14 protein-coding genes are annotated in these 13336 nt (G+C 63.0%); 5 read left to right on the top strand and 9 right to left on the bottom strand.

Annotation, left to right across the window (positions count from 1 at the left end; translation table 11 throughout):
• Positions 1-17: 17 nt before the first annotated feature.
• Together ACZ5YA_RS16705 and ACZ5YA_RS16700 are read right to left on the bottom strand one after the other, a co-directional pair.
• Entirely contained in the window at positions 18-1475 is a 1458-nt protein-coding gene (locus ACZ5YA_RS16705) for a 2-hydroxymuconic semialdehyde dehydrogenase (protein ID WP_280014553.1), read from the bottom strand.
• A gap of 78 nt (positions 1476-1553) precedes the next feature.
• Positions 1554-2108, bottom strand: coding sequence for a GNAT family N-acetyltransferase (locus ACZ5YA_RS16700; protein ID WP_464092816.1), 555 nt, complete (start codon positions 2106-2108; stop codon positions 1554-1556).
• 148 nt (positions 2109-2256) lie between these two features.
• On the opposite strand from ACZ5YA_RS16700, the gene ACZ5YA_RS16695 reads away from it, so the two are divergent.
• Both ACZ5YA_RS16695 and ACZ5YA_RS16690 read left to right on the top strand, forming a co-directional pair.
• On the top strand, positions 2257-3093 hold the full coding sequence (locus tag ACZ5YA_RS16695; protein ID WP_280014555.1) for a helix-turn-helix domain-containing protein: 837 nt from the start codon (positions 2257-2259) through the stop codon (positions 3091-3093).
• A gap of 82 nt (positions 3094-3175) precedes the next feature.
• Positions 3176-3670, top strand: a complete 495-nt coding sequence (locus tag ACZ5YA_RS16690) for a MarR family winged helix-turn-helix transcriptional regulator (protein WP_059371385.1) — start codon at positions 3176-3178, stop codon at positions 3668-3670.
• A gap of 11 nt (positions 3671-3681) precedes the next feature.
• Here the strand turns inward: ACZ5YA_RS16690 and ACZ5YA_RS16685 are convergent, their stop codons facing one another.
• The 3 genes from ACZ5YA_RS16685 to groES form a co-directional block, all read right to left on the bottom strand.
• Positions 3682-4599 (bottom strand): YihY/virulence factor BrkB family protein, encoded by a 918-nt coding sequence (locus ACZ5YA_RS16685; RefSeq protein WP_059371386.1) that lies wholly within the window; start codon positions 4597-4599, stop codon positions 3682-3684.
• 199 nt (positions 4600-4798) lie between these two features.
• Complete coding sequence (gene groL, locus ACZ5YA_RS16680; RefSeq protein ID WP_054451905.1) at positions 4799-6439, bottom strand: chaperonin GroEL; 1641 nt, start codon at positions 6437-6439, stop codon at positions 4799-4801.
• A gap of 37 nt (positions 6440-6476) precedes the next feature.
• On the bottom strand, positions 6477-6764 hold the full coding sequence (gene groES / locus ACZ5YA_RS16675; protein ID WP_006221616.1) for a co-chaperone GroES: 288 nt from the start codon (positions 6762-6764) through the stop codon (positions 6477-6479).
• Positions 6765-7085: 321 nt separating this feature from the next.
• Between groES and ACZ5YA_RS16670 the strand changes: the two genes are divergently transcribed.
• Complete coding sequence (locus ACZ5YA_RS16670; RefSeq protein WP_118931344.1) at positions 7086-7442, top strand: hypothetical protein; 357 nt, start codon at positions 7086-7088, stop codon at positions 7440-7442.
• A 360-nt stretch (positions 7443-7802) separates the two neighbouring features.
• On the top strand, positions 7803-8786 hold the full coding sequence (locus tag ACZ5YA_RS16665; protein ID WP_464092815.1) for a Bug family tripartite tricarboxylate transporter substrate binding protein: 984 nt from the start codon (positions 7803-7805) through the stop codon (positions 8784-8786).
• Positions 8787-8811: 25 nt separating this feature from the next.
• Here the strand turns inward: ACZ5YA_RS16665 and ACZ5YA_RS16660 are convergent, their stop codons facing one another.
• On the bottom strand, positions 8812-9237 hold the full coding sequence (locus tag ACZ5YA_RS16660) for an RrF2 family transcriptional regulator (protein ID WP_464092814.1): 426 nt from the start codon (positions 9235-9237) through the stop codon (positions 8812-8814).
• 72 nt (positions 9238-9309) lie between these two features.
• Here ACZ5YA_RS16660 and ACZ5YA_RS16655 point away from each other — a divergent pair, with 72 nt between their 5' ends.
• Positions 9310-10287: an alpha/beta fold hydrolase gene (locus ACZ5YA_RS16655; RefSeq protein ID WP_464092813.1), complete on the top strand. Its 978-nt coding sequence runs from the start codon at positions 9310-9312 to the stop codon at positions 10285-10287.
• A 68-nt stretch (positions 10288-10355) separates the two neighbouring features.
• On the opposite strand, the gene ACZ5YA_RS16650 is transcribed toward ACZ5YA_RS16655, so the two are convergent.
• From ACZ5YA_RS16650 to ACZ5YA_RS16640, 3 genes are all read right to left on the bottom strand, one after another.
• Positions 10356-11498 (bottom strand): MFS transporter, encoded by a 1143-nt coding sequence (locus ACZ5YA_RS16650; protein WP_464092812.1) that lies wholly within the window; start codon positions 11496-11498, stop codon positions 10356-10358.
• Between the two features lie 189 nt (positions 11499-11687).
• Positions 11688-12845, bottom strand: a complete 1158-nt coding sequence (locus tag ACZ5YA_RS16645) for a nickel/cobalt efflux transporter (protein ID WP_464092811.1) — start codon at positions 12843-12845, stop codon at positions 11688-11690.
• Positions 12846-12856: 11 nt separating this feature from the next.
• Positions 12857-13135, bottom strand: a complete 279-nt coding sequence (locus ACZ5YA_RS16640) for a metal-sensing transcriptional repressor (protein WP_059371413.1) — start codon at positions 13133-13135, stop codon at positions 12857-12859.
• Positions 13136-13336: the final 201 nt, after the last annotated feature.

Genomic DNA, 13336 nt, shown 5'->3' with positions numbered 1-13336 from the left:
CCTTTGCGTGGGGTGGGTCAGAGCTTAATGCAGACATTGGTCGGTTCGGTATAGAAATGCAGCGAATGGCGGCCGCCTTCGCGGCCGATGCCCGAGAGGCCGCTGCCGCCGAACGGCGTGCGCAGGTCGCGCAGGAACCAGCAGTTGACCCAGGCCAGGCCAACCTTCATGGCCTGCGCCACGCGGTGGCCGCGCGTGAGATTCTGCGTCCAGACGGCCGCGGCCAGGCCGTAGCGCGTGTCGTTGGCCAGGCGGATGGCTTCTTCTTCTGTGTCGAAGGGCGCCACGTGGCAGACCGGGCCGAAGACTTCCTCCTTGATGCAGCGGGCGGTCTCGGGCAGGCCGGTCCAGATCGTGGGCTGCACGTAGGCGCCTTCATCGCGCGCGTCGCCGAATACCGGCACGCCGCCGCCGGCCACCACCGTCGCGCCTTCCTCCCGCGCCAGGGCGAAGTACGACAGCACCTTGTCGCGATGCTCGCGCGACACCAGCGGTCCCATCTCGGTGGCCGGATCCATCGGCCAGCCGATGCGCAAGGCGTCGGCGCGCGCCGCCAGCGCGGCGACGAAGCGCTCGTAGATCGGGCGTTCTACGTAGACGCGCTCGGTGCACAGGCAGACCTGGCCGCAATTGGCGAACACCGATTGCGTCACGCCGTCCACCGCGGCGTCGAAATCCGCATCGGCGAACACCAGCGCCGCGTTCTTGCCGCCCAGCTCGAAGGACACCGGCTTTACGCCCGGCGCCACCGCCCGCATGATGGCTGCGCCCGTGGCGGATTCGCCGGTGAAGGTAATGCCGTCGATATCCGGATGCGTGGTCATGAATTCGCCCGCCGAGTCCGGGCCGAAACCATGCGCCAGATTCAGCACGCCGGCCGGCAGCCCGGCTTCATGCGCGACCTCGGCCAGCAGCGTGGCCGTGGAAGGCGTGACTTCGGACGGCTTCATGATCACCGTATTGCCGAACGCCAGCGCCGGAGCCACCTTCCAGGTCAGCAACAGCAGCGGCAGGTTCCAGGGTGAAATCACGCCCACCACGCCCAGCGGCTTGCGGTAGGCGTAGTTCAGCGCCTGGCGGCCATCCGGCGTGTCCGTCATGTAGCTTTCCATGTCCAGCGTGCGAGCCAGTTCCGCGAAGGCGCGGAAATTGGCCGCGCCGCGCGGAATGTCGATCTTGCCGGCCCAGCCCACCGGCTTGCCGGTGTCGCCGATCTCGGCCTGCAGGAAATCGTCGAAGCGTCGCGCGATGCCGTCGGCCAGCGCCAGCAGATGGTCGGTGCGCTCGGCTACCGGCAGTCCCGCCCAGGCGGGCAGGGCGCGGTGCGCCGCCGCCACCGCGCGGTCGACCTGATCGCGGCTGGCTTCGTGGACCTGGGCGATCAGGCGCCCGTCCACCGGGCTGTGCTTGTCGAAGGTGGACGCGCCGTCTTCAAAGCGGCCGTCGATGTAGTTGCGCAATTGTCGGATCGTCATGTCCAGGGCCAGGTCGGGATGCAAAATAAATACGTATACGTACTATATTTTGGATCATAGACAGCGCCCCGTCTCAAGTCAATGCGATTCCGAAGCCGCCAGGGTCTGCCATTCTTCCTTGCCGATGCGGCTGACATGCTCCGTCCGGTAGTCGTTCATGAACTGATTGAACTTGTTCTCCTCGGTGTGATGGTGCTTGAAGCCGCACTTTTCCTGGGCTTTGCGCGATTTTTCGTTGTCGGCGAAATAGCCGCACCATAGCGCGTTGAAGTTCAACGTTTCAAACGCGTGGCGCATCAGTGCCCTGACGGCTTCAGGAATCAACCCCTGGCCCCAGAACGGTACGCCGATCCAATACGCGATTTCGGCTTCGTCGTCGGCAATGTCGAAATTGCTGTCCTTCCCCATGAGCAACGCCACCAGGCCTATGGCGGTGTTGTCTTCCTTCTTTGTCAAGGCATAGGCCAGTGGCCGCGAAAAAACCGTCTGGATGATCTCCCGGCTATGTTCGACGCTTGTATGAGCAGGCCAGCCCGCGGCGGGGCCGATCCGTTCGTCGCATGCATACTCAAACAGGCTCGGCGCGTCGTCGGTGTGCCAGGGCCGCAAGATGAGGCGTTCGGTGCGCAGCATGATTTCCCTTCCTTTCAGCAATGAAAACAGCAGCTGCAATTCTAGGATCCGAGGGCGCAACTGATAATAGACAGAGTTGAGTAGATTAGGTAATTTTGAAAACAAAATTGCGGAAATTCATGGGTGAAGATTTAATATTTCAGCGTAAATGAAAACACTCTCTCAACTCTCGGATACAGGCATCGAAGACCTGGCCATCGGCCTCAATAGCTTCGACGCACAGGTGGGTCACCCCTTGGCGTTGGCGTATGTGGTGGTGTTGATCTGCCGCGAGGGCAGCGCCGAGTGGGAAGTGAACTTCAAGCCGCACCGGATGAAGAAAAACGATCTGCTGGTCTTGGCGGAAGATTCCATCGCGCTCATCAAACGCAAGTCGGATGACTATTCATGCGCCTGCTATTTGATGAACCGGTCCATCGCTGCGGAGATTGCGCACGCCCTACCCAACAGCCTGTTTTCCTTCTTGAGCCGTTCGCCGTTCTTCGCTGCCGAAAAGCTGTCGCCGCAGTATTCAAAGGCCTGGGAAGGCCAGGCGGCGCTGATTCATGAGCAGTGCGTCACCTATCAGCGGACCATGATCGTCAACCATGTCCAGAACCTGTTCTTGTGGATCTGTGAAAAGACAGACGGCCTTGGGGCCGGCATGAGGAATGACTTCAGCAGATCGGAAGCGGTCTGCTGGAAATTCTGGGAACTGATCTCGCAGCACTGCGTGCAACAGCGCGGCGTGGCATTCTATGCAGGGCTGCTGCACATCACTCCGTACTACCTGTCGCAGTTGAGCAAGAGATTCTTCAACGACGCGCCCAAAACGCTGATCGACAGGCAGGTCGTGCTGGAGATAAAAAAGCGCCTTACCCAGCCCAGGAAATCCGTGCAGCAGATTGCGGAGGAGCTGCATTTCGCTGACGCCTCCTATTTGGGCAAGTTCTTCAAGCGCCATACCGGCGTGGGCTTGACCGACTACCGGAAAGGCAGGACATGATGAAGTCTGAAAGGGGCGTGAGCTATCTTATGGCATTGCGGCGCCATGTCATGACCGCTGACACCCATTCCTTGGAAGCCCGATGACTGCTGCATCCCGACGTATCCCCGCCAAGCAGGCCGCAGCCCAGGCCCTGCAGGCATTCGACCTGACCCAGGTTGCATCGCATCTGCTGCGCCGGGCCCACTTCCGCGCCGAAGCCCTGTTTGCCCAGGCCTTTCCCGACGAAGACCTGACCCCGCGCCAGAAGGCGTTGTTGATCACCGTCTACCAGAATCCGGGCGCGACCCAGAACCGCATCGCCGAACTTATCGCGCTGGACCGCAATTCCTTCGCTGAAATGATCGCGCGTATGACCAAAAAGGGCTACGTGCGCCGCAAGCGTTCGGCCCAGGACGGGCGTGCCTATGCGCTGGAGATCACGGAAGAGGGCATTGCCCTGTTGGCGCGCATCCTGCCGCAGGATGCCGCCGTGGAGGCGGAGGTGCTGGCGCCCATCCCAGAGGATCTGCGGCCGGTCTTCTTGAAATGCCTGCGCCTGATGGCGGGCTTGGAGCCGCAGGACGACGCCGCCTGAGAGCGTCGGGTTCAGGCGTCCGCTGCGGGTGTCGATTCCGCCGCGGGCGCGCTTTTCCGGCCGAAGCGCAGCGCGAACTGGCGCGTGAATACCGCGCCGAAGAAAAAGATCTGCGCCGAATAGTAGATCCACAGCAACAGCGCGATCAGCGATCCCGCCGCTCCATAGGCGGACACCGCCGCGCCCCGGCTGAGATAGACGCCGATGCCCCACTTGCCCACCAGGAACAGCGCCGCCGTCACGATGGCGCCCGGAATCACGTCTGGCCACGAGATCTTCGCGCTGGGCAGCAGCTTGTAGATGACCGCGAACAGCGCCACCACGATGGAGAAGGAAAACAGGCTGGAGATCCACTCCGCCACCAGGGCGAAGGACGAAGCCGTCCATAGATCGCCGTAATAGCCGCGCGCGGCCCCGAGAGCGGCGTTCACCGTCAGCGATATCAAGAGGAACAGCGCCAGCACCAGCACCAGGCCGAACGACAGCATGCGGCTGCGGACCATGCTGTGCAGCCCGCTTTTCTGGTTCGCGGAGACTTCCCACAATTCGTCCAGGCTGGCCTTCAGTTCCGCGAAGGCCGTGGTGGCGCTGAAGATCAGCACGAAAATCGAGATCAGCGCGGCGATCCAGCCCTTGCCCGATTCATGGGCGCTGGCCAGCACCGTCTGGATGACTTCCGCGCCGCGCTCGCCGGTCAGGTCGCGCAGCTGCGAGAACAGCTCCGAGCGCACCGCATCTTCGCCGAAAAACGCGCCCGCCACCGCGATCACCAGGATCAGCATGGGCGCCAGCGAAAACACCATGTACAGCGCCAGCGCCGCGCCCTTGCTGGACGCGCGATGGGTGGACCACTGTTTGGCCGAGTCCATCAACAGCCCGCCGATTTCGGACGGACGCAGGGCGCGCAACAGGGTCGGGGGCAAACGCATGGGACTCGGCTCGTTCTGGGAGAGCCTTCATTGTAGGGACGCATGCGCTGCGGCGAAACCCGCAGATTGTGCGCAAACGTGTTCTTTGGCGAGGCCGCGTTGCGGAAAAAGAAAAACCCCCGGGGCGAAGGACCGGGGGTTTTTCGGGATACTGCATTCCCCGGCCGGAGCCGGGGAGGCCTTGCAAGGATGGCGGGACTTAGAAGTCCATGCCGCCCATGCCGCCCATGCCGCCGGGCATGGCCGGAGCAGCGGGCTTGTCTTCGGCCAGTTCGACCACGGCAGCTTCGGCGGTCAGCAGCAGGCTGGCGACGGAAGCGGCGTTCTGCAGGGCGGTGCGGGTCACCTTGGTGGGATCCAGCACGCCTTGCTCGACCAGGTCGGTGTACTCGCCGGTCGCGGCGTTGTAGCCGTAGTTGCCCTTGCCGTTCAGCACGGTGTTGACGACCACGCTGGCTTCTTCGCCGGCGTTGGTGACGATGGTGCGCAGCGGCTCTTCCACAGCACGCAGGATCAGCTTGATGCCGGCGTTCTGGTCAGGCGTGTCGCCCTTCAGGTCAGCGATGGCTTGCTTGGCGCGCAGCAGAGCAACGCCGCCGCCAGCCACAACGCCTTCTTCCACTGCAGCGCGGGTGGCGTGCAGGGCGTCTTCGACGCGAGCCTTCTTTTCCTTCATTTCGACTTCGGTGGCAGCGCCAACGCGAATCACGGCAACGCCGCCGGCCAGCTTGGCCACGCGTTCTTGCAGCTTTTCACGGTCGTAGTCGGACGTGGCTTCTTCGATCTGGACGCGGATTTGCTTGACGCGAGCTTCGATCGACTTGCTGTCGCCAGCGCCGTCGATGATGGTCGTGTTTTCCTTGCCCACTTCGATGCGCTTGGCTTGGCCCAGTTCAGCCAGGCCGGCCTTTTCCAGCGACATGCCGGTTTCTTCGGAGATCACCGTGCCGCCCGTCAGGATGGCGATGTCTTCCAGCATGGCCTTGCGGCGGTCGCCGAAGCCAGGAGCCTTGACGGCGGTCGTCTTCAGGATGCCGCGGATGTTGTTCACAACCAGGGTGGCCAGGGCTTCGCCTTCGACGTCTTCAGCGATGATCAGCAGCGGACGGCTCGACTTGGCAACTTGTTCCAGCACGGGCAGCAGGTCGCGGATGTTGCTGATCTTCTTGTCGAAAATCAGGACAAACGGATCTTCCAGAGCGGCAACTTGCTTGTCCGGGTTGTTGATGAAGTAGGGCGACAGGTAGCCGCGGTCGAATTGCATGCCTTCGACGACGTCCAGCTCGTTTTCCAGCGACTTGCCGTCTTCGACGGTGATGACGCCTTCCTTGCCCACCTTGTCCATCGCGTCAGCGATGATCTGGCCGATGGAGGTGTCGCTGTTGGCGGAGATCGAGCCGACCTGGGCGATTTCCTTGCTGGTCGTGACCGGCTTGGATTGCTTCTTCAGTTCGGCGACGGCGGCGGCGACAGCCTTGTCGATGCCGCGCTTCAGGTCGATCGGGTTGAAACCGGCGGCAACGTACTTCAGGCCTTCCATGACGATGGCCTGGGCCAGCACGGTGGCGGTGGTGGTGCCGTCACCGGCGTTGTCGGAGGTCTTGGAGGCAACGTCCTTGACCAGCTGGGCGCCGATGTTCTCGAACTTGTCCTTCAGTTCGATTTCCTTGGCGACGGACACGCCGTCCTTGGTCACGGTCGGGGCGCCGAACGAGCGCTCCAGCACGACGTTGCGACCCTTGGGGCCCAGGGTGGTCTTGACAGCATTGGCGAGAACATTCACGCCGCGGACGATGCGCACGCGGGCGTCGTCACCGAACAGTACTTGCTTGGCAGCCATTTCTTAGCTTCCTTCGAAAATTCGTTTGAGGCGGGGTTTACTGGACCACGGCGAGGATTTCGTCCTCGCGGATGACGAGCAGCTCTTCGCCGTCAACCTTCACGGACTGGCCGGCGTACTTGCCGAACAGCACCTTGTCGCCAGCCTTCAGGTCGACCGGCAGGATCTTGCCGTCTTCGGTCTTCTTGCCGGGGCCGACGGCCACGACTTCACCCTGATCGGGCTTTTCAGCGGCGCTGTCGGGGATAACGATGCCCGATGCAGTCTTGCGCTCGTTTTCGAGGCGTTTGACGATCACGCGATCGCCCAGGGGACGCAAGGCCATGAGGAACTCCTGTTGCAAAAAAGAGAAGGAAATGATCGGTTAGGCCCGGGAACGCTTGTTAGCACTCACCGGTGTCGAGTGCTAATTATAGGGATGATGTTCTAGGGTTCAAGGGGGGAGGGCGGGGCTGTTACATATTTGCGGGTAGCGAAGGCGCAAGGTGTCAGGTTCATTGAGCTTGCCGACTTCGGCCATCCCAGTGCGCTGCGATATCAGCCATAATCAATTCAACCTGGCCCCGCGTGACGGCAGGAGGTCAGTTTCCCTCCCACATGAACCGGTAGCGGGCGGGCCGTAGCGTACTCAGTGCGGAGTATCTCAATGACGACACCGGAAGCGCCGGACGACGACTTGGTACGGACCCGCAGCCACAGGCCACGCGACCTGCCTCAGGGCTTTCGGGCTGGATTGATTACGGCCATCACGGTATTGCTGGGCTTTTCGCTGGGTTTCCTGCGCTACTGGGGCTTCGACGCGCCGGGCGATTGGAGCGCGCTGTCCGTGCTGCCGGGCGTGTGCTTGTTGCTCGCCAGCCTGCTGCAGGTAATAGCTCTTTACCGCGCCTTGCGTTTGGAGGATGAAGCCGAGAATGAATACCGCAAAACCGTGCGATGGTTCATCGCGTCGGCGATCCTGCTGTTGCTGGGGCTGACAGCGGCGTTGTGGGAGGTGGCGTAATCAAGAGAGGGATTGGAGCGGGTAAAGGAGGGAATCGAACCTTCGCCTGAAGCTTGGGAAGCCGCTGTTTCTTGGGCGCGGCCCGCGCTGCCAATCCGCTTGACGACAGACCTTGCAATATGAACGGGAGGCTCGAATTGGAGTCATCCCGTTTTTTTTTTCGGACTAAAGCCGGGCCCACGAGCCGCGCTTGTCGCCGGCAAATTAGGGTTATCCGGAATTCTTTATGCTTAAACTTTTGTGAAGAATGAGCGGCAGATATAGGGCCGCCGCTGCATGAGGCATCGAGGCGGTTCACAGTGGTGCGGCATGACGCACCGGGCGCGGGATCGCGGGGTGAGCCCCCAAAAGGAGAATCGCATGCTGTTGCGTAGACGTTGTCTGGCCATGATGATGCTGGCGTTGACTGGCTGGGCGACGGGCAGCCATGCGCAAACACCGTCTCAGGCCTGGCCCGTCAAGCCCGTGCGCTTGGTCGTGGGGCTGGCGCCCGGAGGGCTGGTCGACGTGCTGGCGCGCACAGTGCAGCCGCACCTGGCCGAGGCCTTGAAGCAGACCGTTATCGTGGAGAATCGGGGCGGTGCGGGCGGCAACGTGGCGGGAGCCGAGGTGGTGCGCAACGGTGGAGACAACCATACCTTCCTGCTCAATCCATCGACGACCGAATCGGTCAACCCGCTGATGTTCGCCAGCATGCCGTTCGATCCGCAGCGGGACCTGCGGCCGGTTGCCTTGCTGGCCAACAGCCAGTTGTTCCTGTTTGTCCGGTCCTCGCTTGGCGTCGATACGCTCGAAGAGTTCGTGGCATACGCGCGCAAGCGGCCCGATCCTCTCAATTACGGTTCGGCAGGAAACGGCACGACGCCGCATCTGGCTGGCGAGCTGCTCAAGCAGGCCACTGGCATGCAGGCCACCCATGCGCCGTATCGCGGCGTGGCGCCAGCGATACAAGACCTGGCAGCGGGTCAGATCGACTTCGCGTTTGGACCCGCCACGGTCTTTCCCATGGTGCAAGCGGGCAAGCTGAAGGTACTGGCGGTGGCGAGCCGGCAACGCGCCGCCGTGGCGCCCGACATACGAACCTTTTCCGAGGTCGGCATCGACGGCGTTTTCGCGGACAGCCTGTTCGGCATGTATGCCGCCGCAGGCACCCGCGATGATGTGGTCGATCGCATGAACGCCGAAATCAACAAGGTGCTTGCGCGGCCGGAGATCCAGGCGCGCTTTCTCGATGCGGGCGCCGAGGCGCTACCGCTGAGCGTGGCCGACTATACCGCGCGCGTGCAGGACGAAAAGAAATTGTTCGCGCCGCTGATGAAGTCGTTGGGGCTGAAGGAACAGTAGCTGGAACAACGATAAAAGCTCCGCGTCATCCTTCCTCGCGCGCCGCAATCTCCGCGGCGAGCTCGGCAAGCGATACCGCGCCCAGGCGTTGCAGCAAGGCATGCTCGCCTGCGCGCAGGGAATCCGCCACCAACTGGTTCGCTGCCCGTTCGACGGGGCAAGCAGGATTGTCGTCGGCTGGCCCGATGGCAAAGACCGTGCCGTGGGCGATGGCTTCATGGACGTCGCGCGCGGTGATGGTTTCCAGTCCCTTGGCCAGTACCCAGCCGCCGTTGCGCCCGCCCGTGGAGGTCACCATGCCGGCGGTGCGCAGCGCCGCCATGGATCGGCGCACCACCACCTCATTCGTATGCAGCATCTGGGCCAGCGTTCCAGAAGTGGTCGTGCCGCCGCGCAAATGCATGTGGATCAAGACGTGCAGCAGGCGGGCAAGACGGGTGTCATTGGCCATGGGATCGATTTACCGTAACTACAAGTGTTACGCTATTATAGCTGCACTGGATACTTCCTGAGAGCTTCCCCGATGACCGACCTTGAAACACGCGCTGTGACCGTCAACGGCATCACGCTCAATGTCACGGCCCAGGGCGTAGGCCCCTTCGTCTTGCTGTGCCACGGTTTCCCGGAGACCGCTTATGCCTGGCGCCACCAGCTTCCTGTCCTGGCCCGGGCGGGATTCCGCGCCGTGGCCCCGGATTTGCGCGGTTATGGCGCCAGCGACAGCCCGGCGGATGTGGCGGCGTTCACGACCTTGGATGTCATTGGCGATCTTGTCGCGCTTATCGAAAGCGAGGGGGCCGATGACGCGGTGATCGTGGGGAGCGATTGGGGGGCCAGCATTGCATGGCAGGCAGCCCAACTGCGTCCGGACCGCTTCCGGGCCGTCGTCGCCCTGGGCGTTCCCATGATGCGCAGAGCGCCGGCTGCGCCCAGCCGCCTCTTCCCCAAGACCGAGTCCGCCGCGTTTTACACGCATTACTTCAACGAGCCGGGAATTGCTGAAGAGGAGTTCGAGCGCGACATCAGCGCAACCCTTCGCGCCATCTACTTCGCGGCATCGGGCGACGCCGGGCCGCGTGACGACCCCGCTACGCCCAATCCGTTTGGCATGGTAGCCGCTGGCCGTGGCCTGCTCGATTCGCTGCCGGTCCCCCAGACGTTGCCGGCCTGGCTAACTCCGTCGGATCTGGCTGCCTTTGTCCAAAGCTACACCGCCAGCGGGTTTCGTGGCGGCCTCAACTATTACCGGAATCTGGACCGCAATTGGGCGCTGCAGGGGGCCTTCGAGGGAAAGACGGTGGATGTGCCTGCGCTTTATCTCGTAGGGGAAAGGGATACTGGCCTGGCGATTCCCGGCATGGACCAGATCATCGCGGCCATGCCGGCCCTCGTTCCCCAGCTGCGCGCTGCTGAAGTCATTCCCGGTGCGGGGCATTGGCTGCAACAGGAAGCCCCCGAGGCAGTCAACAAGGCGCTCGTCGATTTCCTGAGGAGTCTTTGACGGGCGCGAAGGACCCGGCATTAGGACCATCGCTTCGCGCTTCGCCAAGCTTGTACATGGATGGATGTTCATCCACCGCCATGCCGAGGTTTTTCACCCAGCCGGCCGCGTAACCCCCACAAGCCAGCCAGCGCCAGCAAGGCGAAACCCGCGCCGGCCAGGAACGTGGCTTGCGGACCGCCCATGTCCCACAGCGCTCCTGCAAGGACGCTCGCCACGAGCACGGTAACGCCTGTGATCAGGTTGAAGACGCCGAACGCGGTGCCGCGCAGCTCTGGCGGCGCGACATCGGCGACCAGTGTCGTCAGCAGGCCCTGGGTGAAGCCCATGTGCAAGCCCCAGAGCGCGACGCCGGCAGCGACCCCGGCGATGCCGCTCGACCAGGCCAGGACCAGATCTGCCAGCACCAGCACAGCCAGGCCGATGGCGAGTACCGCGGGCCGGTTCATGTGATCGGACAGGATTCCCACCGGATAGGCTGAGACTGAGTACACAAGGCTCATGATCACCAGTACCAGCGGGACCAGTGTCAGCGATACCCCGGCCGATTGCGCCCGCAGGATGAGAAAGGCTTCGCTGAAGCGCGCGAGCGTGAACACCGCCGCCACGGCGACCACATACCAGAAGCCCGCGCCCAGGCGGCGCAGCTCGTCGGGGTGTAGCGGCATTCGCACCTGCCGGAGCGCCGGGGAGCGTTCAGGCTCGCTCACCCCGACTACGATCAGCGCCACCGACAGGAAGGCCGGCACAACGGCAACCCAGAACACGGCTTGGAAGTGGTCCGCTGTCAGCCACATGAGACCGATGGCCAGCAGCGGTCCCAGGAAGGCGCCGACGGTATCCAGCGACTGCCGCAGGCCGAAGCTGGCGCCGCGCAAGCGGGGGGGAGACAGGTCGGCGACGAGCGCGTCGCGCGGCGCGCCTCGGATACCCTTGCCGACCCGGTCGATGAAGCGCGCCGCGAACAGCCATTCAACGGACGAAGCCAGAGGGAAGACCGGCTTGGTCAAGGCCGCCAGCCCGTAGCCGATCGCTGCCAGGAGCTTGCGCTTGCCGAGCCAGTCGCTAAGCGCCCCGGAAAAGATCTTGGTAACGGACGCCGTCGCCTCGGCGATCCCCTCGAGCACGCCGACCGTCAGCACGGAGGTGCCCAGCACGGTGACGAGATAGGCCGGCAGCAGCGCGTGAATCATCTCCGAGGAGATATCCATCAGCAGACTGACGCACCCCAGCGCCCACACCCCGGGCGGGATCTCCCGCCAAGGCGTCCGTTTCCTGCCGCCCGTACCGTCCGACGCGTCTTGTGTATTCGTCTTCGATCTCATGGCGTTTCACCCTGGCGCCGGACGCACGCTGCGCGTTGCCCTTCGGGTACTGCTCCGCGGCTCCCGGCCGGCGCGTCATCTGGCGGGGAGGCCCAGCCATCCGTTCATTCCCACATAGATGCCCACGGCGATGATCAGCAGGCTGGAGAGATAAGGAGCACGCCGGGCCACAGCGCTGAACCATGGCGCGCGCTTGTTGACCTGGCGCACGCTCAGCGCCGCGACGGCTCCAACCGTCACCAGCGTGACGGCCAGTCCGATCGAGAAGCACAGCACCAGCACGGCACCCAGTGTGAACTCCTTTAGCTGCAGGCACAACAAGAGCACGGTGATCGCCGCCGGGCAGGGGATCAGTCCGCCGGTCAGACCAAACAGGGCGATCTGCCAGTTGGTCACGTTCCGGTTCGTGAAGCGCCGGCGGATGTCATTGGCATGCGCGAGCTGGTGTGCATCCTGGTATCCCTCGCCTGCGACCTCCAGGCCTCGCAGCTCTTCGTGGAGGTGGTCATGCCGGTGCTCATCCGGCTCCATGAACGCGATGTCATAGCTGTGGACATGCCCGCCGTGACCCAGGGTGAGGCGGGCCATGAACTCGTGCGGTTCGGGAATGTCTTCAACCGACTCCAGATAGCCGTCCTTCTGCGCGAAACGGAACGCCTGGCGCGCACCGTCGACCCTCTCTGTCGTCACGGAAACGTCCTGCGCTTGCCAATTCCCGCCCCGCAGGCTGGTGAGTCTCCAGCGCGGCGCAACGCCGTCCTCGAACACCTCCAGCGCGACCAGACCGTGTCCGGTATCGATCTCGCGCCGCTCCGCGCCATGGGAATGAGCCTCATGTCCGTGGCTGTGATCATGGTCATGGTGATGATGGGCGTGGCCCGCGCCATGCTGATCGCGCCAGGTCCGCCAGAACATCCAGGCCGCGATCAGCACGATGATGACCCCGGACGCCAGTTGAAAATAAGGCTCCAGCTCTTCCGCGTCGACCCCGCGCCAGAGATACATTCCTCCCAGACCGATCCCCCACACGATAAAGGTGTGCGAAATGGTCGCGGTGATGCCCAGCAGCACCGCCTGCCACACCGATCCCCGGATCGCGACGATGAATGCCGCCATCATCGTCTTGGAATGGCCGGGCTCCAGCCCGTGCAGAGCGCCCAGCAGAATGGCGCTGGGAATAAACAGCCAGGCGTGCGACGCGCCCTGGGCGATCAGATCGGAAAAAGACAACATGGATAGCGCGCTTAGAGATACTTGGTGATTTCTTTGAATTCGTCGATCGTGCGCTGCCTGTCCTCGTTCAGCTCTCCCACCGCATCCTGCAGGCAGTGGTCGATATGGTCCTGAATGAGGATCTTCTTGGCTTGGGAAATGGCACGCTCGACCGCGTACAGCTGTTGAGCCAACTCAAGGCAGGGACGGTGTTCTTCCATCATCGACAGAATGCTGCGCAAATGCCCTTCGGCCCGCTTGAGGCGTTTGGCCACGGCGTCGTGATGATGATGAGGATCGGGTCTGTTCATGCATGGATCATATCCCCCCCGGGGGGATGTTGGGGAAGAAACCACGAAGCCCGTCGGGGGAAATCAAAAACTGCCCTAGCGATCTCTGCATGATTGCAGCGATCACGACGTATTCTTACTCTGCTCTCCATGGACTCCTCGCTGTTCGGGGCGCCGACGCCCCTCGGCCGGACTTGACCTCGGAATCAGGCGTGTCAAGCA

It is taken from the genome of Achromobacter sp. JCM 18799 (assembly GCF_055395645.1).
This window is presented reverse-complemented; position numbering and strand designations above follow the sequence as displayed.